The 19,918-nt window shown below is 65.0% G+C and carries 23 protein-coding genes; 15 read left to right on the forward strand and 8 right to left on the reverse strand.

Translation table 11 applies throughout. From position 1 onward, the window contains the following. The first annotated feature begins 115 nt into the window (after window positions 1–115). From LPA45_RS14905 to LPA45_RS14940, 8 genes are all read left to right on the forward strand, one after another. Complete coding sequence (locus LPA45_RS14905) at window positions 116–580, forward strand: hypothetical protein (protein WP_317920975.1); 465 nt, start codon at window positions 116–118, stop codon at window positions 578–580. After that, a complete protein-coding gene (locus LPA45_RS14910; protein WP_317920977.1) occupies window positions 577–855 on the forward strand; it encodes a hypothetical protein in 279 nt (92 codons plus the stop codon). The genes LPA45_RS14905 and LPA45_RS14910 overlap by 4 nt, the downstream gene beginning before the upstream one ends. A 150-nt stretch (window positions 856–1,005) precedes the next feature. Continuing rightward, a complete protein-coding gene (locus LPA45_RS14915) occupies window positions 1,006–1,680 on the forward strand; it encodes a hypothetical protein (RefSeq protein WP_367394621.1) in 675 nt (224 codons plus the stop codon). Next, the gene (locus LPA45_RS14920) at window positions 1,677–2,207 is read left to right on the forward strand and encodes a hypothetical protein (RefSeq protein WP_317920981.1); all 531 of its coding nucleotides are present in this window, start codon (window positions 1,677–1,679) and stop codon (window positions 2,205–2,207) included. Before LPA45_RS14915 ends, LPA45_RS14920 begins: the two co-directional genes overlap by 4 nt. A gap of 138 nt (window positions 2,208–2,345) precedes the next feature. Further along, entirely contained in the window at window positions 2,346–3,638 is a 1,293-nt protein-coding gene (locus LPA45_RS14925) for a phage major capsid protein (RefSeq protein WP_317920982.1), read from the forward strand. 89 nt (window positions 3,639–3,727) lie between these two features. Further along, window positions 3,728–3,979 (forward strand): hypothetical protein, encoded by a 252-nt coding sequence (locus LPA45_RS14930; protein WP_317920983.1) that lies wholly within the window; start codon window positions 3,728–3,730, stop codon window positions 3,977–3,979. A gap of 121 nt (window positions 3,980–4,100) precedes the next feature. Continuing rightward, window positions 4,101–5,324 carry an acyltransferase gene (locus LPA45_RS14935; RefSeq protein ID WP_317920984.1) on the forward strand — a complete coding sequence of 408 codons (1,224 nt, stop codon included), beginning with the start codon at window positions 4,101–4,103 and terminating at the stop codon, window positions 5,322–5,324. A 344-nt stretch (window positions 5,325–5,668) separates the two neighbouring features. Beyond that, window positions 5,669–6,040, forward strand: coding sequence for a Bug family tripartite tricarboxylate transporter substrate binding protein (locus LPA45_RS14940; RefSeq protein ID WP_367395024.1), 372 nt, complete (start codon window positions 5,669–5,671; stop codon window positions 6,038–6,040). A 60-nt stretch (window positions 6,041–6,100) separates the two neighbouring features. On the opposite strand, the gene LPA45_RS14945 is transcribed toward LPA45_RS14940, so the two are convergent. Further along, window positions 6,101–6,814, reverse strand: coding sequence for a FadR/GntR family transcriptional regulator (locus LPA45_RS14945; protein ID WP_116318174.1), 714 nt, complete (start codon window positions 6,812–6,814; stop codon window positions 6,101–6,103). 101 nt (window positions 6,815–6,915) lie between these two features. Continuing rightward, window positions 6,916–8,250, reverse strand: a complete 1,335-nt coding sequence (locus LPA45_RS14950) for an MFS transporter (protein WP_116318175.1) — start codon at window positions 8,248–8,250, stop codon at window positions 6,916–6,918. A gap of 334 nt (window positions 8,251–8,584) precedes the next feature. Between LPA45_RS14950 and LPA45_RS14955 the strand changes: the two genes are divergently transcribed. Next, window positions 8,585–9,139 (forward strand): ureidoglycolate lyase, encoded by a 555-nt coding sequence (locus tag LPA45_RS14955; protein WP_317920852.1) that lies wholly within the window; start codon window positions 8,585–8,587, stop codon window positions 9,137–9,139. Between the two features lie 33 nt (window positions 9,140–9,172). On the opposite strand, the gene LPA45_RS14960 is transcribed toward LPA45_RS14955, so the two are convergent. Further along, the gene (locus tag LPA45_RS14960; protein WP_233527991.1) at window positions 9,173–10,330 is read right to left on the reverse strand and encodes a CaiB/BaiF CoA-transferase family protein; all 1,158 of its coding nucleotides are present in this window, start codon (window positions 10,328–10,330) and stop codon (window positions 9,173–9,175) included. A gap of 242 nt (window positions 10,331–10,572) precedes the next feature. Here LPA45_RS14960 and LPA45_RS14965 point away from each other — a divergent pair, with 242 nt between their 5' ends. The 5 genes from LPA45_RS14965 (at window position 10,573) to LPA45_RS14985 (ending at window position 14,490) form a co-directional block, all read left to right on the forward strand. Continuing rightward, on the forward strand, window positions 10,573–11,406 hold the full coding sequence (locus LPA45_RS14965) for an IclR family transcriptional regulator (protein ID WP_199414527.1): 834 nt from the start codon (window positions 10,573–10,575) through the stop codon (window positions 11,404–11,406). 164 nt (window positions 11,407–11,570) lie between these two features. Then, window positions 11,571–12,572 (forward strand): tripartite tricarboxylate transporter substrate binding protein, encoded by a 1,002-nt coding sequence (locus tag LPA45_RS14970; protein ID WP_317920854.1) that lies wholly within the window; start codon window positions 11,571–11,573, stop codon window positions 12,570–12,572. Window positions 12,573–12,647: 75 nt separating this feature from the next. Next, a complete protein-coding gene (locus LPA45_RS14975; protein WP_317920856.1) occupies window positions 12,648–13,814 on the forward strand; it encodes an acyl-CoA dehydrogenase family protein in 1,167 nt (388 codons plus the stop codon). A 59-nt stretch (window positions 13,815–13,873) separates the two neighbouring features. Continuing rightward, window positions 13,874–14,029, forward strand: coding sequence for a hypothetical protein (locus LPA45_RS14980; RefSeq protein ID WP_233527985.1), 156 nt, complete (start codon window positions 13,874–13,876; stop codon window positions 14,027–14,029). 17 nt (window positions 14,030–14,046) lie between these two features. Then, window positions 14,047–14,490 carry a hypothetical protein gene (locus LPA45_RS14985; RefSeq protein WP_317920859.1) on the forward strand — a complete coding sequence of 148 codons (444 nt, stop codon included), beginning with the start codon at window positions 14,047–14,049 and terminating at the stop codon, window positions 14,488–14,490. A 6-nt stretch (window positions 14,491–14,496) separates the two neighbouring features. Here LPA45_RS14985 and LPA45_RS14990 read toward each other — a convergent pair whose 3' ends face one another. Next, window positions 14,497–15,090 carry a GNAT family N-acetyltransferase gene (locus LPA45_RS14990; RefSeq protein ID WP_317920861.1) on the reverse strand — a complete coding sequence of 198 codons (594 nt, stop codon included), beginning with the start codon at window positions 15,088–15,090 and terminating at the stop codon, window positions 14,497–14,499. Window positions 15,091–15,173: 83 nt separating this feature from the next. On the opposite strand from LPA45_RS14990, the gene LPA45_RS14995 reads away from it, so the two are divergent. Continuing rightward, window positions 15,174–15,677, forward strand: coding sequence for a GNAT family N-acetyltransferase (locus tag LPA45_RS14995; protein WP_116318182.1), 504 nt, complete (start codon window positions 15,174–15,176; stop codon window positions 15,675–15,677). A gap of 103 nt (window positions 15,678–15,780) precedes the next feature. On the opposite strand, the gene LPA45_RS15000 is transcribed toward LPA45_RS14995, so the two are convergent. The 4 genes from LPA45_RS15000 to LPA45_RS15015 form a co-directional block, all read right to left on the reverse strand. Beyond that, window positions 15,781–16,626, reverse strand: coding sequence for an enoyl-CoA hydratase/isomerase family protein (locus LPA45_RS15000; RefSeq protein ID WP_317920863.1), 846 nt, complete (start codon window positions 16,624–16,626; stop codon window positions 15,781–15,783). Next, on the reverse strand, window positions 16,623–17,858 hold the full coding sequence (locus tag LPA45_RS15005; protein ID WP_317920864.1) for a CaiB/BaiF CoA-transferase family protein: 1,236 nt from the start codon (window positions 17,856–17,858) through the stop codon (window positions 16,623–16,625). Before LPA45_RS15005 ends, LPA45_RS15000 begins: the two co-directional genes overlap by 4 nt. A gap of 59 nt (window positions 17,859–17,917) precedes the next feature. Further along, window positions 17,918–18,886 (reverse strand): tripartite tricarboxylate transporter substrate binding protein, encoded by a 969-nt coding sequence (locus LPA45_RS15010; protein ID WP_317920865.1) that lies wholly within the window; start codon window positions 18,884–18,886, stop codon window positions 17,918–17,920. Between the two features lie 66 nt (window positions 18,887–18,952). Beyond that, window positions 18,953–19,891: a LysR family transcriptional regulator gene (locus LPA45_RS15015; RefSeq protein WP_317920866.1), complete on the reverse strand. Its 939-nt coding sequence runs from the start codon at window positions 19,889–19,891 to the stop codon at window positions 18,953–18,955. Window positions 19,892–19,918: the final 27 nt, after the last annotated feature.

A 19,918-nucleotide genomic window follows, 5' to 3' on the forward strand; every position in this document is an offset into this window, starting at 1 on the left:
GTCACACAGGCAAAAACCTCTCATAACGTGATGTTTTCGGCTACTCTCGAAACCATGTCGACCGGGTTTGATCGGCTCGGCATCGCCCTTGACCCGCACCGCACCCGGAGCCGTCATGCCCGCCATGTCACGCAAACACGCTAGGAACGCTGAGGCCAGCGCCGCCGTGCTCGAATGGGCCCCGCCCGAATGGTTGCCGCACGCTGCCGCCCAAGTCTGGCGCGAAGTGACGGCCGCCGCTGGCGCCGGGCATTTCAGCGCCTGCGATTGCGAAGTCTTGGCGGTTTTCTGCTGCCAGCAAGCCCGACTGCATGCGTTGCTCAGGGCGCAAGATCGCCTGCCGGCCCTGCCGCGCGACGTTGCGAAAGGGCAGAGCGGCGAGCGCCTCGGGGATGAGGTGCGCAAGCTCGCGCGGCAGCAAGAGGCGCTCGCCCGCTCGCTACGCCTGACGCCGATATCGCGGCGCGAACAGCGCGAGACTGACCACAGTTTGCCGCCGCCGCTCACGGCCAAGACGCGCCAGCGCGCCGCCGTCGTGGCGTTGCCGGGCGGACTGACGGAACAGGATTTGTTGCCATGAGCCTGCACGAGATTCGAGACGTGCCCGCGCCGATCCCGTGCCGGGACTGCTATATCCGGGCCCTGCAACGCGCGCGCCTGATGCCGGCCGGAGGGCGCCTGTCGGACTACTGCGAGCACATGAGCGGCGGCGTGTTGATTTCCGCGACCGTGGAACACGGCGCTATCGTTTCGTGGCAATACGCTGCGCCATGCAAGCCGCCCGAGGCCGACGCGGATATCGAGGGCGGCGTCAGTCGGGCCGCCTTTCGCAAGTTGGGTCGGCACGCGGCCTAAGATTGGCCTATGCTTCCGTCATCGGGCGCCGACGCTGTCTCGATGACATTCCCCCCAGGGCTGGCGCCGATGCTGCCGGCCCGAATCCTTGAAATCCCCCTGGCAACGGTCTGCCGGCCCAGGGCGCACTGAGGTTCATGCGCTCACGGCTTGCCCCGCTACGCCGCCGCGCTGACCCCCGATCAAAAAACCGCCGCCGCCTGTCGCGCGCCGGCCCCTTCTGTGGAGGGTTACGCCATGCAAAGCTGGCACGACTTGCCCGCGATACACCGGGCCAATCAACAATCCCTGCGAGACTGCCTGCGCCGTTGCGACGAGCTTTACGGCGCGCTGGCAGCGAATGACGACGTCGCCGCCGCCGATGCTATCGACGCCAGTTTGGCCGAGGACGAAGCGCGGGTTTGGACGAACGTCGACCACGGCGCCGCGTCGCTCGCATGCTGGCAATCGTTGGCCGCGCACTTGCGCCGGGGCGGCGAAATTTGCCACGGCGAGAGAGAGCCGAGCCTCTCCGCATCGGCAAGACTGCTGCGCTCCGCGCGCATGTCCGGTGCCGTCGATCAAGCCCGCGCCGATGGCGTGGCGACTGAGCTCGAAGCCATGGCCGATGCTGGCGCCAAACGTCTGCAAGCGATGACCGATGAGTTTCGCCGGCTGTGCCAAACACTCGACGTCGCGAGGGCCAACCAGCGCCTCGCATGGCTGCGACGTTGCGCCCTGGCAAACCCGGAGGCCAATTTCTCCGACGTGATTCGCGAAGTCGAAAAGCGCTACGCCGCTGCACGGCTCGCCTTTCAAACGTCTGGCAAGGGGGCCGCATCATGAGCTATGGGCAACCGACCTATGTGGGCGGCCTGGGCCATGCCGCCGCGCTTGACCCGTCGCGCCTCGATGCCTTGGAATCGGAAAACGAAGCGCTGCGCCGCGAGCTGTCCGACCTGTGGCAGCAAGTCTCGCAACTTCACGAACGCGAAGCGCCAGGGCCGGGCCCCATGCAAGCCGTCAATGCCATGAGGGCGGCCGTCGCCGATTTGACAAAGCGGCTCGACAAGCTCGAAGCCGATACGCCGAAATCGCTCAAGGCCGCGAGCGACGCCGCAACGACAGTCGCCGTCGACGCCGTCGCCCGCGCGTACGGCCCGCTGTTGGCCGACATGCGCGACGAGCTCGACAAGCTGCTACAGACCGCCGACGAAATCGGAAAGACGCTCGACGGACTCGGCCGCTCTCTCGACGACACCATTCGCTCGACGGCGAAACAGCACGACAGCATGGCCGCCCTGGCCTCGTGGCAAATCGACGTCGCTGCAAAGCATCTCGTCGAAGAGGCGAGGCGGCACGTCGGCGAATAGAGACACCCGCCCGCCGATGGGCGTTACCTGTCGGCGGGTTTGTAGTACCTGCGGCGCGTTGCCGCTCCTGGCTCGCGTGACACGTCCGTCTCGGGCGCCAGCACAAACCGGAGGAAATGCCTCGAATGGACTGACACCATGAAATCGATCCTGAAAGAACTCGCGGACAGCCGCGCACAACTGCAAGCCGCTCTCGACGAGGGCCGCGACGATGACGCCGACCGCTTGATGGTCGAAGTGAGGGCGCTACAGGAACGCGCCGCGCCGACCATCACGCGCCCGCCCATCGTGAAGCCAAACGGGCCGCTGCAACATTCGTTACGTAAGGCCAGCGCCGCGACGCCGCTGTACAAGGCGCTGGCCTCCATCGCACGCGGCCACATCGACAACGATTCGCCGCTGGCCGCTGCCGGCAAGCTGTACAAGGGCGAGGCGAAGGTGTTGGAGCTCGTCGACGCAATCGTGCGTGGCGTGCAGTCGCCCGCCGAGACGGGCAACGCCGCATGGGCCGGCGCGCTCACGCGCGAAATCTACGCCGGATTCTTGCGCGACCTGTCGGAGAAATCAGCCGCCGTCGCATTGCCGTTCGCGCACTACGACCTGAAAAACGGCGCGACCGTCAAGATTCCCTATCGCAAGCCCGACGTCGCGGGCGCGCTCGGCCTGCAAGGGTCATGGCATCGTGAAGGCGCCCCGATTCGCGTCGGCGCGATCACGCTCGGGCAGGCGACGCTGACGGGCTACACGCTGGCCGTGATTTCGACGTACACGAACGAGCTGCTGCGCATGTCCGCGCCGAACATCGAAACGCTTTGCCAACAGGCGATGCTCGACGATACGGCAAAGGCAATCGACGTCGCGTTTTTCGGCAGCGCTGCCGCCGTGGCGGGTTTGAATCCGGCCGGCATCACGAACGGCATTGCCGCCGGTGACACGGCCCCGAGCACGGGCGCCACGCCTGCCGCCGTGACGGCTGACCTCAAGGGCCGCATCGGCGCGCTGTTGGGCCACGGCCTCGGTGAGCGTGCTGCCTGGGTAATGTCGACAAGGAACGCCGTCAGCCTGGGCATGCTGCTCACGGCGACCGGCGTGCCGCAATTCCCCGAAATGGCAAACGGCATGTTGGCGACCTACCCGTACCTTAGCTCGCGCCATGTGCCCGACGACGTCGTGTTCTTGCTCGACCTCGACAGCATCGCACTGGCGACCGATCCGCCCGAGTTTGAAGCGAGCTCGTTTGCGACGTTGCACGAGGAAGCCGATCCTGCCGCCGTGGCGCCCATCATCGACGAGGGTGTGCCCCCAGTACCGGCCGCGCCCGTGCGCTCGTTGTACCAAACGTTCGCGAGCGCGCAGCGCATGATTTGGCCGATCACCTGGCTACGTCTGCGTGCCGGCTCCGTGCAGACGATTACGGCCGTCGCTTGGTAGTAACGTGATGACTCACGGTGGGCGCGGCGGCACTCCCGCGCCTTTTCCCTGGGGGCCCCGGCCCTCAGGGCCTTTTACCGGAGAAGAACATGGACACCGATGAATTTGACGATCTGCCGCGCGACGGCAACGTTGAGCGTGAAGTGAAATTTTTGTTGGCTCGCGTCTCCTGGGAGAGCCGGGGCCGCTACTGGCAAGCAATGGCGCCGCTCATTCGCATCGGCATTCGCAGGGGGCGCACTTGCGGTCGATGCTTGCGCGCGCTGGAGCGATTGCAAGCCGCCGCCGACCTGCCGGAGCCGCGCGAAGACTTGCGCCGCTGGTTTTTATTGAACTGCTGAAAGTGCTGGAAAATCCACTGTTCATTCGTGCAACGCCAAGTTGGTGGTAAGCCGAACAGATGTAGTTGCGCTGAAGTTCCAAAGTTGAGCCTGTGATCCTCCTGAAACTAAGAAGGTAGTAATGGGCCAGTTCAAGGCACTGACAAGTCTGCGACTGCTTCTCGCCCTTTGGGTGGTATGCAGACACTGGTTCCATATGTACGGCGTGGATGAACCATATTTTGACATTGGCTTCACCAGTACGTTTTTTGATCACGGCTATCTTGGAGTGGATGGCTTTTTTATTCTCAGCGGCTTTATCCTCACCTATAACTATGCTCCGGCATCAGGGCCGCCAAACTTGGATTGGAGAAAATTCATCGTAGCGCGGATCGCTCGGATCTATCCGGCATATATCGCCTGCCTTCTGATTTTTGCGGCTGCCGTGATTGTCCGCGACATGGTTCTGCATACTGACGCTCTGGGAAGCCCTGACTACACGCTTTCGAGCTTCGTTGTAGCGGTGTTCCTAGTGAGCGCATGGCGGTATGCTGGCCCGGCCGGATGGAACGACGTAGGCTGGTCTGTTAGCGCGGAATGGTTCGCCTATGTCATGTTTCCACTATTTCTGCTGGTGGCGCCTCGCCATAGTAAATCCCGAATTTTGCTGCTTGCTGGGTTTGCGCTAGCCGTGCTGGCGCTGGTGGAGGCAACATCGGCGGAACATCTTTCGCTCAGCGGTGGCGTTGCCCGATTGATTCCCGAATTCTTGCTGGGGGTGCTGATATGCCGTCTACGTCAGGCATTGCCTGAATACCATGGCTTTGCTCTCGGGGCGGTACTGTCCCTGATTGTCTGCGCCGTTGGTGTGGGACTTAACCTGGACACACTGTTCGTCGCCGGAGCGGCTGGACTGATTTTCTCTCTCTCATATGAGAAAGATGTGTTGACACGCGTCCTTTCTGTGGGAGTCTTGGTCTTTCTCGGCGAGGTGTCTTACTGCATTTACATTGTGCAGCGGATTCCCCAGTATCTCTTCACTTTTGCCAGAAGGAACTTGCCCGACTTGGCCGCGATGCCTGGCCCCGTGCAGGCGCTGTTGTTGTTAGTGCTGACCGTCGGCGCTGCGATCCTCCTCCACTATTTGATCGAAAAACCAATGCGGGTATGGATCAATCGCCGGTTTGGGCCGCGAAGGGGAGAGGTCGATCCGATCGCTCCCGGTCAGGTGCCGAAGTCAGTTCTTTCGATGCTCGATGCCCAAAGCCATCAACGCGGCAGCGCGCGCAGGACTCAGCAGGCATTGCTCGGCCTTCCCCGGAAATCGGCGAGCGCCGAGCCGCGAGACGGGGCTACAGGCTCATGAAAGCCCCCTGTCTCTAGGGAATCACCCGGCCCGGAAAAACCGCTCCTAGGGCCTCTATTCGCGTCGGGGCGTTCGCCCCCTTGCCCGGCATGCCGGCCGATTCTGTCGCGCGGCTACAACAGGGCCGGCAGACGTCACGAGAGCGCCGTCGACAGCCTCGAAGCCGCCCCGAGGGATTATTCAGAGTTTTCTGATGATTTTCAGATGGGGATTTTTCAGACGACCCGCAATCGCCCGCAAACCCGCGCCAGCATTGGGTTTGCGGGTTTCCGCATTTTCTGGAAAATGATCCGTACAAGGGCGAAGCACCGATCGCCACCGACCTGATCGGCGGCCAGATCTCGCTGGGCACGCTGTCGCCGATGACCGTGCGCCAGCACGCGCGCAGCGGCAAGCTGCAGCCGCTGGCCGTGACCGGCAACGCGCGCGCGCCGATGCTGCCCGACGTGCCCACCTTCCAGGAACTCGGCTACAAGGGGCTGGACGGCCCGGCCTGGCTGGGCCTGTTCACCACGGCCGGGACGCCGCAACCCATCGTCGAGAAGATTTCCGCGGATGTAGAGACGGTGATGGCTGCGGCCGATATCCGGCAACGCATGGCCGACCTCGGCTTGATCGTCAGGACTTCGCGCCCGGCCGCGTTTGCAGCGGTGGCGAAGGCCGACCAGGCTTACTGGGGGAATGTGATCAAGGAGTACAACATCCGGCTGGATTGAGCCGGTACTGCCTCAGACGCCGGAGTCGCGCCACCAGAATATGAGGGTGCCGACCTGCCATCAATCGTCTTTTTCGTCGCCCGTGGGGAAATGCACGCCGGCGCGCCGGGCCGCCAGCATGATGTGGCGTTCCATGGCGCGCTGGGCCTGTTCCGGCCGGCGCGCGGCGAGGGCTTCGATGATGGCGCTGTGCTCGGTGAAGGTGGCGTTGCGCGCGCCGCGCCGATAGTACGGCAGGCGCTGGCTCTCGCGCATTACCTCGGCGCTTTCGCGCAGGATCTCGCGAATCACCTGGTTGCCGGATACCGTCACGATCAGCGTATGGAATTCGTAATCGAGTTGCGACGCTTCGTCGTACGCATCGGCTTCGATCGCGCGCTGCATGGTGGCGGCGTTCTGGCGCAGTTCCTCGATTTCATCGGTGGAGATGGCCAACGCGGCAAGGCGAGCCGTCAGGCCTTCCAGCGCAAAGCGCAGCTGATAGATGTCAATCAGCGAATGCGTGGCCGCGAAACGCCAGGGCGGCGTCGCCTGCGCTTCCGCAGTGGGCGATACGGCGGTCACGTACACGCCCTTGCCCGGCCGCGCCATCACCACGCCCATCCCTTGCAGCGTGGAAATGGCTTCGCGCAACGATGCGCGGCTGATGCCGACCTTTGCCGCCAGCTCCCGCTGCGCGGGCAGCAGCGTGCCCACCGGGAAGATGCCGTCGCGCACCCATTGCTGGATGAGGCTGACGGCCTGGTTGGCAACGGAAGAGGAAGATCCGGTCATACGTAACGTGGTGGCAAATCGGCGGCGCGGGAGCGGTTGCCGGGAATTCTAGCCGACAAACCTGCCCCGTCCGCCGCTCGCCACGCGTGCGGCCGCGGCCTTTATTTGTTCACCAGCTTGGCCGGCACGGAATACGTCAGCAGCGCCCCGCAAAGCAGCACCCCGGCCAGCACGAACATGGCTGCGTCGGTGCTCTGCGTCGCATCCTTGATCAGGCCGATCATGAAGGGGCTGAGAAAGCCGGCCAGGTTGGCAAAGGAATTGATCAGCGCGATCCCCGCCGCAGCGCCCACGCCGGACAGGATCGACGTGGGCAGGCTCCAGAACAGCGGCGACGTCGCCAGGCTGCCGCCCGCGGCCAGCGCCAGTGCAGCCAGCGACAGCGCGGTGTTGTGGCTGAACACTGCGCTCAGCACCAGACCCGTGGCGGCGCAGCAGAACGGCACGATCAGGTGCCAGCGGCGCTCGCGCATGCGGTCGGAACTGCGGCTGACCAGGATCATCGATACCACCGCGACGCCGAACGGAATCGCGGTCAGCAGGCCCACGTCGAGCACGCTCTTCACGCCAGTTTGCTTGATCAGCGTCGGCAGCCAGAAAGTCAGGCCGTACTGGCCCATCACCGTGCAGAAGCAGATCAGCGTCATCTTCAGCACGCGCGCGTCAGTCACCAGGGTGCGCAGCGACATATGGGCGGACTTCTGCGCGTTCTCGGCGGCGATATTGCGCGCCAGCAGCGCCTTCTCGTCCTCGGTCAGCCAGCGTGCCGACTGGATGTTGTTGTCGAGATACCAGAGCACCGCCACGCCGACCAGCATCGATGGCACCGCTTCGATCAGGAACATCCACTGCCACCCTCGCAGGCCGTTGACGCCGTGCATGGCCTCCATGACCCAACCGGACAACGGCCCGCCGAAGATGCCGGAAATGGGGATCGCCGCCATGAACAACGCCACCATGCGCGCGCGCCGGTGCGACGGGAACCAGTACGTCAGGTACAGGATCATGCCCGGATAAAAGCCTGCCTCCGCCGCGCCCAGCAGGAAGCGCAGCACATAGAACTGCGTGGCGGTCTGCACGAACATCATGGCGGCGGAGATCAGGCTCCACAGGATCATGATGCGAGAGATGGTGGCCTTGGCGCCGATGCGGTGCATCAGCAGGTTGCTCGGCACCTCGAAGAAGAAGTAGCCGATGAAGAAGAGCCCCGCGCCCAGGCCATAGACGGCCTCGCTGAACTGCAGGTCGGCCAGCATGTTGAGCTTGGCAAAGCCGACATTGACGCGGTCCAGGTAGGCGACCACGTAGCACAGCATCAGGAACGGCAGCAGCCGCCAGGCCACCTTGCGGTACACCGCGTCCTCGCGGGCCTGCGCGTGGCCCTGCGGCAGGGCGAGCGCATCCGGCCCGGCCTGGGCGGTTTCGGTTGGGGTCATTGAGGGTCTCCTTGATTTTTTGGGGTCGGCGTGGGGCACAGGGCTGGTCGGCCGGGATGGCTTCCCACCTAGTCATACCGGTCTGACCAGTGATGGCGGAATGGTAGGGAGCGGAGATATGGCTGTCAAGGCAAGAACGCGTTGGGGAAATCCCTTTGGCTGATTGAAAATTCCGCAAACGCTTCTGTGATGCCTGGCTCGGCAACGACGACGCCAAAAAATTCGGGGCGAAGGGCACAGCCCTTGCGCACGCAGACGTCTTTCGCCACAATGCTTCAACTGGTCTGACCAGTCGCGACATACCGTACCGAAGAGCCGCCACGCAAGGAGACTCATGCCATCCCAAAGCCCGCCCTCGATCGACCCGCCCGCGTTGGTACGTTTGCGCCCGGAGCCCCTCAGCGCGGATGCGTTCGCGCCGTTCGGCGACGTCATCGCACCGCGCCCCGCCGGAGATCCCGCCGCATTCCCGATCAACGGCGGCATGGTCACGCGCCATCACGACCTCGCCACGGTGGAACTGGGCGGCGGCCGTGCCCTGATCAACCTGTTCGAGGCGCGCCCCTACACCTTCCCGATGGAGATCTCGATGATGGAGCGCCATCCGTGGGGTAGCCAGGCGTTCATCCCGCTGTCGGAGCGTCCTTTTGTAGTCGTGGTGGCGCCGCCCGGCGACGCGCTGGAGCCGTCGTCATTGCGGGCCTTCATCACCAACGGGCGACAAGGCGTGAACTATCGCACCGGGGTGTGGCACCACATGCTGCTGGCGCTTGGGGAGCCGTCGCTCTTTGCCGTGGTGGACCGTGGCGGTGACGGCAACAATTGCGATGAACTGCGGTTGGCGCAGCCACTGCTGCTTGAATTGCCAAGGTCAGCGCAAGACGGCTGACCGGAACTGCGCACCAGCAAGATACGAAGCGTTTCAGATAACGCCCGCTTCCCGCAGTGCGCGCAACTCGTTTGCGTCCAGTCCCAACGTTCCATAGACCAGCGCATTGTGCTCGCCCACGGCCGGACCGCAGCGCGGCGCGGCCGGTGCGTAGCCGGAGAACCGCGGCACCACGCACGGTGCCGGCACTGACCCAAGTTCGGCGTCCGGCAGGCGCACGATCGCCTCGCGCGCCTGCATCTGCGGATCTTCGACAATGTCGGCGATGCTGAACACCTTGCTGAACGGCACCTGGCAAGCCTCAAGCGCCAAAGCCGCGTCCGCGTACGGCCTGGCAGCAAACCAGGCTGCGATCTGCGCGTCGAGCGCGTCGAGATTGCGCACGCGGCCGGCGTTGGTGGCGTAGTCGGCCGCGCGCGCGAGCTGCGGCGCAGCCATCGCCTCTGCCAGGCGGCGGAAGGTGGCATCGGACGAGGCCACCACCGAGACCCAGACGTCATCCGAGGTCCGGTACATATTGGACGGTGCCGCATAGGTAGTTCGATTGCCCGCGCGCTGGCGCACGCGGCCCAGTTGCTCGTACTCCACCGCCAGCGGCTCCAGCAGCCGGAACAGTGCTTCAGTGGCCGCCAGGTCGATCTCGCGGCCGGGCAGGTCCGGCCGCGCGCGCCGCTCCGCCACTGCGGTGGCGATGGCAAAGGCGCCGAACAAGCCAGCGACCATGTCGCCTACCGGGTAGTTCATGTGCATCGGCCCGCTCTCCGGCGAGCCTGCCAGGTTGGTGAACCCGCTCATCGCTTCAAAGATCCGCGCAAACCCGGGCCGCTGCGCATACGGTCCGGTCTGGCCGAAGCCGGTCAGCCGCAATACCACCAGGCCGGGATTGGCAGCGCGCAGGGTCTCGATATCCAGCCCCCAGCGCGCCAGCGTGCCGGTGCGGAAGTTCTCGACCAGTACATCGAACTGCGGCAGCAGTTTCAGGAAGATCTCCTTGCCCCGCGGTGTGCGCACGTCCAGCGAGATGCCGCGCTTGCCGCGGTTGGTCACTTTCCAGTACAGCGCGTGCGCGTCGGTGACGGGCTCAAGCGAGCGCAGCGGATCGCTGCCATCGGGCAGTTCCAGCTTGACGACTTCGGCGCCCATGTCGCCGCACAGCGTGGCCGAGAACGGTGCCGCCACCACGGTGGCCATGTCCAGGATGCGCACGCCTGACAGCGGGCCGGCGCCGGCATCGGTGTGGGGGTTGCAAGGCGTTGCCGTCGGGGCGGCGTGGTCGGGTGATGCGTTCGGCATGGGATTTGTCTCTTCGTTTCGGGTTGGGCGCAGGTTGCTGCGATCCAAACTGACAGCCCCGCTCGCCAGGCGCAAGCACGGTTTCGCTGTGCGGAACCGTCGTGCTACAACATTGACGCACCCCCCTTACGGATCCGAGCATGAATGCCAACAGACCGCCGCCAGACATGGAACGCCCACCACTGCCCGGCCTTGCCAGCGCCGACGAACTCTCTACCGATCGCCAGTTCGCCACCAACCTGGCACGCGGACTGGATGTGCTGCGGGCGTTCACGCCGGGCAGCCCGGTCCTGGGCAATCAGGACATCGTGGCGCGGACCGGACTGCCCAAGGCGACGGTGTCACGCCTGACGTACACGCTCAGCCTGCTTGGCTTCCTGAGCCGGGTGCCGGGCAACCAGAAGTACCGGCTCGGCGCGGGCGTGCTGGCGCTGGCATATCCGATGCTTGCCGGGCTGGCCATCCGCCAGATCGCGCGGCCATATATGGAAGCCATCGCCCGCGAAACCGGGTGCACGGTGAACCTGGGAATGCGCGAGCGGCTGACGGTGGTGTACGTGGACAGCTGCCGTGTCGATCCGGGCAACGTGTACCAGCCCGACATCGGCAGTACGCGGCCCTTGCTGTCCACGTCGATCGGCCGCGCCGTGCTGCTGGCGTGCGGGGCGGAAGAACGCGCCGCGGTGCTGAACCGGCTGCGCGTGGAAGATGCCGAGCGCTTTGCGCGGGAGAAGCCGATGTGGACCGCGGAGCAGGCGCACTTTGCGGCGCATGGCTATTGCCTGAGCCGCGGCGAATGGCGGACGGACATCCATGCGATTGCCGTGCCGATCCGGCAGTCGCTGCATGAAGACCCGTTCGCGCTGAATTGCACCGTCGCCGCCGCGCGCGACCGTGACGACATGCTTGCGCGCACGGTCGCGCAGAAGTTGCGCGAAGGCGTCAGGCAGATCGAGCTGGCGTGCGCGCGTTGAGGTGACGACAAGCGGTGACGACAAGCGATGACGACAAGCGGGTATCGAACGAGACAGTAGCGTTGACGACGCCGCGGCAGTTGTAGCAAGGAGGCACCAAGCGATCCGGCGAGACCGCGGCCTTATCGGGACTATCGGGGACATCCCCCAGACCAGGAGACAAGATGCAACCCACTCAAACAGCGCGCCGGCGCCTGCTGGCCGCCATGTTCGGCTGCGCCGCGCTCGCGCCGGCCGTGGCCCTTGGCGCCGCCGACAGCGCCGACAGGTTCCCCGGCCACCCTATTCGCATCATCGTGCCGTTCTCGGCCGGCGGCGTGGTCGACACCGTCACCCGCGTCACCGCCGAGCGCATGGCCCAGGTGCTGCGCCAGCCTGTCATCGTCGAGAACCGCACCGGGGCGGGCGGCGCCATCGGCACCGACGTCGCCGCCAAGGCCGCACCGGACGGCTATACGCTGCTCGCCGTCAGTCCCAGCCACGTGGTCGGGCCGCTGCTCAACAGCGCGACCGCCTGGAAAGGCGCACGCGACTTTCGCGCGGTTGCCGGCTTTGGCGTGGTGCCCAACGTGATCGTGGTCCCGGCAGCGTCGCGCCTGCGCAGCCTGCCCGAATTGCTTGACGCCGCGCGCAGCCAGCCCGGTGTGCTGACCTATGCCAGCGCCGGCGTCGGTACCTCCAACCACCTCTCCGGCGAACTGCTCGCGCAAATGACCGAGGTCAAGCTGACCCATGTGCCATACAAGGGCCAGCCCGAGGCGCTGACGGACGTGCTGGGTGCGCGCGTGTCGATGATGGCGCTGACTGCGGCAATCGCCCGCCAGCAGGTCCAGAGCGGCAAGCTGCGTGCACTGGCCGTGACTTCCGCCAAACGGTCCGCAGCGTTGCCAGACGTTCCGACGGTTGCCGAAGTTGCGCGCCTGCCCGGCTATGAAGTAGGCGCGTGGTTCGGACTGGTCGCGCCACACGCCACGCCCGATGCCGTCGTGCGCAAGCTGGCCGACGCCGCGGCGCAGGCCGCCAACGATCCCGCCGTGGTCAGGCGCCTGGCCGACCTAGGCATGGACGTGGCCCCGCAATCCGCACCTGCCTTCGACCGCTATCTGGACAGCGAGTCGCAGAAGTGGACCCGCGTGCTGAAAACCGCCGGCATCACCGGCCAATAGCACCTGTCGCACCTGTCGTCCACAACGCAAGACACATCCCGCTCCTTCCCAGACACCTACCCACCTGACGCTCCCATGATCCGCGACGCCGCCCGCATGCAAGCCCTGCTTGCCGACCTCCGCCAGTTCGTCCTCGACACCTGCATCCCGCTCGAATCCGACATCGACCGCGACGACGTCATCCCTGAACCAGTGGTCGACGCCATGCGACAACTCGGATTGTTCGGACACAGCATCCCCGAAGCCTACGGCGGCGCGGGGCTGACGTCCGAAGAACTGACGCTCGTCAACATCGAAGTCTCGCAGGCCGCCACCGTCTTCCGAGCGCGCTTCGGTGGCAACACCGGTATCGCTTCCGAGTCGCTGGTCGTTGACGGCACCGAAGCGCAGAAGACGCGCTACCTGCCACGGCTTGCATCGGGCGAGCTGACCGGCTGCTTCGCGCTGACCGAGCCCGAGGCCGGATCCGACGCTACCGCGCTGCAGACGTCGGCCCGGCGCGACGGTGACCATTACGTGCTGAACGGCAGCAAATGCTTCATCACCAACGCACCGATCGCCGACCTGTTCACCGTGTTCGCCCGCACCGACTCCGATACCCCCGGCGCGCACGGCATCAGTGCCTTCCTGATCGAACGCGGCACGCCCGGCATCAGCACCGGCGAGCCGGAACGCAAGATGGGCCAGCACGGTTCCCCGGTGGGCGACGTCTACCTGCAGGAATGCCGCGTGCCGGCCACCGCCATCGTCGGCGGCCAGCCTGGCGTCGGCTTCAAGACGGCGATGAAGGCGCTCAACAAGCAGCGCATCAACCTGGCTGGCCTGTGCATCGGCCCTGCCATCCGCCTGGTGGACGAGATGGTGCGCTACGCCAGCCAGCGGCGCCAGTTCGGCAAGCCGATTGCCGATTACCAGCTGGTTCAGCAAATGATCGCCGACAGCAACACCGACATCCACGCCGCGCGCGCGCTGGTACTGGAAACCGCCCGTCGCCGCGATTGCGGCGAGGACGTGACCATGGAGGCATCGATGTGCAAGCTGTTCGCCTCTGAAATGTGCGGACGCGTGGCGGATCGCGCGGTGCAGATCTTTGGCGGGAGCGGCTATATGGCGCGTACCGTGGCGGAGCGGTTCTATCGCGACGTGCGGTTGTTCCGCTTGTATGAGGGAACCACGCAGATCCACCAGCTGAACATTGCCAAGCGGACGATGCAGGCGCGGGAGGGGGTGCTGGGACAGTGACTTTGCTTGCGGGCGACACGCCTGATGGCTGGGTTGGACTCGGCGCTTTAGGTCAGTACATGAAACGCACGGATCCGGCCTTCTCGCCCAAGGTGCCTGGCCACGCCAATCTTTCGGACATGATCCGTACCTATCCGGACCTGGTCCTGAACCAATTGAACGGTACGGGCTTCTGGGTCAGCCTGAGGTCGAAGCCTGATGGTCAGGAAGGCTAGACGGCAAACGAGCTGGCATGACAACTACAGGAACAATCTCGCAGGGGTCGCATGAAGACAATTTTGGTTCTGGCATTCATCGTCGCAATTCTTCTGATTGCGCTTCAAATATTGAGGGCAAGTGGCAACGACAGCTCCGCAAAGGGTTTCGCCTTTGCGCGCCGCTCGCCGTACATGCGTCAAGACGAAATCCAGCTCTACGTGCGCTTGTCCACGGCATTGAAGGACGCCCATGTCTTTCCGCAGCTGGCAATGTCGGCCTTCGTGCAGCATCGTGGCAAGGAACGGGCGGCACGGAATATGTTCGCCAAAAAGTCAAGCGATACGACTCCAAGGATGTCGATTTCACCGTGGTCTTGCGGGACTATATGTCCGTGGTTGCAACGCCCTCTTCGGTACAAGGCAAGGCACAGGGGGAGAATTCGGGTGGCGTTGCTCGAGCCGGCAAGCTTGAGGCGTGACCCGAATTACCGTTGACCGCCGAAGTCCGGCGACAGCGCGATCATGATTGCCTCGTCTGCCGAATACAGATCAGGAATCACAGCCTTCGTTACCGCGCCCAACGTCGACGCATAGATCCGTTGCGCCACATTGTCCGTCCGCGTCGTGACCATCACGCCTTTGATCCTTGCTCCGCGCTTCTCAAGCTCACGAGCGACCTGTGGCAATGACTGCCCGATAAGCGCGTGCGCAATGCCCCTGCCTCTGTTCTCGGGAAGCACCGCCATTTGTTCCAGCTCAAGGACAACTTCCTCCCGGAAGCCGCTTTTCTCAGTCCACTGGATGTAGCCGACGAGCCTCCCGTCTTCAACTGCGACAAAGTAACGGATACGTGGATAGGCGGCAGCGTTGCAGGATATCCAGAGCAGTGATTCCAGTTGACGCGGAAATGCGGCTTGATGAATCGCTGCGACATGCTCGATATCGCTGGCGACCAAAGGACGGATGGAAGGGACGTGGCTCATAAGGCTTGGGATTGCGCCCTGGATGCACCAACGGCTTTCTCGATGGCTGCATAGGTGACGGTCCGATTGGAAATCGCTGTCGGCCAGCGACATCATGCCACCGCGCATCGCCGGCGTACACCGGCCGAACGGATTCCTATGCGCAATAATGAAGGTGCCTGCCCCCTACCGAGACCGCCATGTCCGCACCATTGATCCACTCGGCACGCCTCGCGTTGATCCCCTTCTCCGGCGCCGATGCCGACGAAGCTTGGCGTTGCATCACGCCAACCCTGGCCCGCTATATGGAATGGGAACCCTCCCCATCTCCGGCAGCATTCCGCGACGTCTGGCAAGCGTGGCTGCCGGCCATGGACGACGGATCGGATTTTGTCTTTACCATCCGCCGCGCGAGTGACAGCCAATTCCTCGGACTGGCCGGGCTGCATCATGCTGATACCCCCGCGCCGGAATTCGGCATCTGGATCCGGGAAGACGCCCACGGCCACGGCTATGGAATGGAGGCCGTGCTGGCGGTGAAGGACTGGGCGATGGCTGCCCTGCAGCCGTCGCGGTTCATCTATCCGGTGGCGGAAGAGAATTGGGCAAGCCGGCGAATTCCGGAGGCGATGGGCGGCGTGGTAGTGGACAGCCAGCCTGCCCCGAAATATGTGCGGCTGATTTATGAAGTGCCAGTGCGGTAAAGCACACGCACAGCCGGATGCTGCCGAGGCCATGGAAGCCGCTTGATGGCAAACGACAATGGCCCGGTGCGAATCATTATTCGCACCGGGCCAGCCAGCACATTTAGCGCCCCTTCCAGTCCGGCTGGCGCCGGCCTACAAATGCCTCCACCCCTTCCCGGAAGTCTGCGCTCCCGTAGCACAAGCGCACGAGATCATCGGTATCGGCCACCGCCTCCACGGTCTGCCGCCGCAGTGCTTCCTTGACAACCGTTTGCGTAACAGGCGCCAGCGCGGCGAGCCGGTTGCATAGCGCAGCGACCTCGCTCTCCAGCGACTCGACAGCATAGACGCCTTCCAGGAATCCGCACGCCAACGCCGCATCGGCATCCAGGATCTGCGCCAGCAGCAGCATGCGCCGCACCGGTTGCAAGCCCCACGCCGCGCGCAGCTTGGCGAGGTTCAGCGCCGACAGCGTATTGCCGAGCGTCTTGGCAATCGGCACGCCGAACCGGGCCTTCGGCGTCGCCACGCGGAAATCACAGGCGGTCGCGATGGCCAGTCCGCCGCCCACCGCCCAGCCCTCGATGACGGCCACGGTCGGCATCGGCAGCCGTTCGACCAGGCGGATGCCTTCGTCGATGCGCGCTTCGTAGGCCACCCCGTCATCGCCACTCGAGAATTGCTGGAACTGCGCGATGTCAGTGCCCGCGACAAAGGCCTCCCCGCCTTCGCCGCGCAACACCACCACGCGCACGCCCGCGCTGCCATCCGCCGCGAGCGCGCGGCAGTGCGTGGCGAGTTGCTCGTACATCGCCCACGTCATCGCATTGCGCGCGGCCGGGCGGTCGAACGTCAGCGTCGCGACCTGCCCCTGCACCGTGAGTCGGACTTGCCCGTCACTGCCAGCGCCGTCTTCCCGCTGGCTCGACCCGGATTGACCGCCTCCCGGCGGCTGCGCGGCATTCATGCGCCGAACGCGCCGGCCGCGGCCAGCGACTGCTGTTCGTCCTTCGACAGGCCCAGCTCGGCCAGGATCTCTTCCGTATGCTGGCCCAGCAACGGCGGCGGACGGCGTACCTGCTGCGGCGTGCCGCCCATCTTCACCGCGAAGCCGATATTGGGCACCTTGCCCTCGATCGGATGATCGATCTCGATACGCATCTGGCGGTGACGGCCATGCTCGCTGTCGAAGGCCTGCGGGTAGGTCAGGATTGGACCAGCCGGGATACCGACTTCGAGCAGCTGGTCAATCCAGTAGTCTGCGGTCTGCATGGCGAAACTCTCTTCCAGCGCTGCGATCAATGGCTGCCGGTTGGCCAGCCGCAGCGCCACGGTGGCAAAGCGCTCATCCGCCAGCAGGTCTTGCCGGTCGAGCGTGTTGCACAACAGCTGCCACAGCTTCTGGTTGGTGGCGCCCATCACAAAGTAGCCGTCGGCGGCCTTCATCGCCTGGTAAGGCGCGCTCATGCGGTTGGCCGTGCCCAGCGGCTCGGGCTCGCGGCCCGTGCCCCAGTACTCGCAGGTGTCCCATACCGAGAATGCCAGCGCGGAGTCGAACAGCGACGCGTCGACATACTGCCCCTTCCCCGTCTCCTTGGCACCGATATAGGCCGACAGCATGCCGTAGGTCGCGAACAGCGCGCAGCCGATATCGGCCACCGGCACGCCAGCCTTCACCGGCGCGCCGCCGGGGTAGCCGGTGACGCTCATCACGCCCGACATCGCCTGCGCCATCAGGTCGAAGCCCGGCCGGCCGGCCCACGGCCCGCTCTGGCCGAAGCCCGAGATGCTGCAGTAGACCAGCTTCGGATTGATCTTGCTGAGCGTCTCGTAGTCGATCCCCAGGCGCTTCATCACGCCCGGGCGGTAATTCTCGACCAGGATGTCGGCCGATTCCGCCAGGCGATAGAGCACTTGCCGCCCAGACTCGGTCTTCAGGTCCAGCGTGACGCTGCGCTTGTTGCGGTTCATGTTGAGGAAGCCCATGCTGTCCGGGCCCTTCATCTTGAACCCCATCGAACCGCGCGTCTGGTCGCCGCCTTGTGGCGGTTCAATCTTGATCACGTCGGCGCCGAGGTCGGCCAGCAGCATGCAGGCGTAGGGTCCGGCCATGACCTGGCTGACGTCGAGCACGCGCACGCCGGACAGCGGCAGTTGTGTGGCAGGCGCTTGTGCGCCGGAATCGGTGAAATCAGTCATCGGGTGCTTCCAGGGAAATTCGACAAGTCGGCGTGCATGGGCGCGGCGGCTCCGCGCCATCAGCTCTCGGCCTTCACGCCGGCGTCCTTCACGACCTTGGCCCACTTGGTGGACTCGGACGCGATGAAGGCACCGAACTGCTGGTTGGTGCCGCCGGAGTCCTCGGCGCCAAAGCTCTTGAGCCGCTCGGCCACGTCGGGCATCGCCAGCACGCGGTTGACATCCGCGTTCATGCGCTGCACCAGCGCCGGCGACATGCCCTTCGGCCCCACCAGGCCGTACCACGATGCCGCGTCCAGGCCGGGAAAGCCAGATTCCGCCAGCGTCGGCACATTGGGGTGGCTGGCCGCGCGCTTGAGACGCGTCTGCGCGATCGCGATCACCTTGCCCTGCTGGATAAACGGCGTGGCAGCGGTCATCGTGTCGAACGCATAGTCGATCTGGCCGCCGATCAGGTCCGCCACCAGCGGACCCGAGCCCTTGTACGGGACATGCACCACGTCGATCTTGGCCTGCATCCGGAACATCTCCAGCGCCAGATGCTGCGCCGAGCCGATGCCGGACGAACCGAAGGAAATCTTCCCGGGCTTCTGCCGGCACAGCGCCACGATGTCCGAAACAGTCCGCACCTTCTGTTCCGGACGGCAGGTCAGCATATTGGGCGTGACGCCCACCATCGAAATCGGGGTGAAATCAGTGCGCGGGTCGTACTTGACGTCCAGCAGCGCCGGGGCGATCGCATGGCTGTTGACATGCGCCATCAGCAGCGTGGTGCCGTCAGCCGGCTGCTTGGCCACATAGGCGGCGGCGATCGCGCCGGTCGCGCCGGGCTTGTTTTCCACCAGCACGCTGGTATTCCACATGACCCCGAGCTTCTGCCCGATCACGCGCGCCAGCACGTCAGTGCCGCCACCGGGGGCAAAACCCACCACGATCCGCACCGGCCCATGCACGTCAGCGGCGGCGCGCGCCAGGCCGGGCATCGCCAGTCCGGCCGCTGCGGCCAGGATGAATTGTCTGCGCTGCATTGCGTGTCTCCGTAGTACTAATCGTTATGGAGCCATCTTCCGCAATGCGCGCGCCGCGGGCTATCGCTATTTTGGGGATTCTGGTTTCGCGTTTTGCGCAAGCACTTCCAGAACGCTGAGCGCGGCGGAGGAAAGTGCGCCATGGGGCCGGTGGCACAGGACGAATTGCCGCTGCGCCCAGTCTTCGGCGATCGGTAGCCGCACGAAGCGGCTGCCGCCTGCCACCTCGCGCGCAATGGCCTCCGGCATCACGCCGCCGCCCAGGTTCTGGGCGACCAGCGCGGCGATGCTATCGAAGCCGCCGACACGCATGCGCATATGGAGCACGCGGCCGGCTTCCTCGGCCAGACGTTCAAGGCCGATGGAAATGGCCGAGCTTTCGCCGAGGACGATCAGGTCGCAGTCGAGCACGGCTTCCGAGGTGACCTGCTTGCGCTTGGCCAACGCATGGCCGCGCGCGACCACCAGCACCAGCTTGTCGGTCCGGTAGGGCTTGGTCGGCAGGTCGACTACGCCGAGGCTGCCTTCGTAGATGCCAATATCCACGGTGCCGCGGCGCAGCGATTGCTGGACTTCCAGGCTGTTCATTTCCTGGAGGTCGATGCGGACGCCGGGGCAATCCGTGGCGCAACGCTGGATATCGAAGGGGAGGAACTGGATGACGGCGGATTTTGGGGCGGCTACGCGGACTACGCCGAGGTCGCCGCCGATGAAGGAGGCGGCGTCGTCCTGCATGCGCTGGACGGTGTGGGTGATGCCGCGGGCATGGGCTAACAGTGCGCGGCCGGCTTCGGTCAGGGCCATGCCGTGAGGGAGGCGTTCGAACAGGGAGACACCAAGTTGCGATTCCAGTTCGAGGATCCGGCGCGATGCCGCTGCCGCAGCCAGATGCAGGCGCTCCGCCCCTCGGGTAATGCTGCCCTGGTCAGCTACGGCGATGAAGAGTTGGATGGTGGTCAGGTCGAAGTGGAGGCGGGGTGTGCGCAAAGGGGCGGTGGACGTCACGATGGTCGGCGCTCAGGTGAGCGCGTT

This window comes from Cupriavidus sp. Agwp_2 (genome assembly GCF_040784895.1).
GTDB lineage: Bacteria > Pseudomonadota > Gammaproteobacteria > Burkholderiales > Burkholderiaceae > Cupriavidus.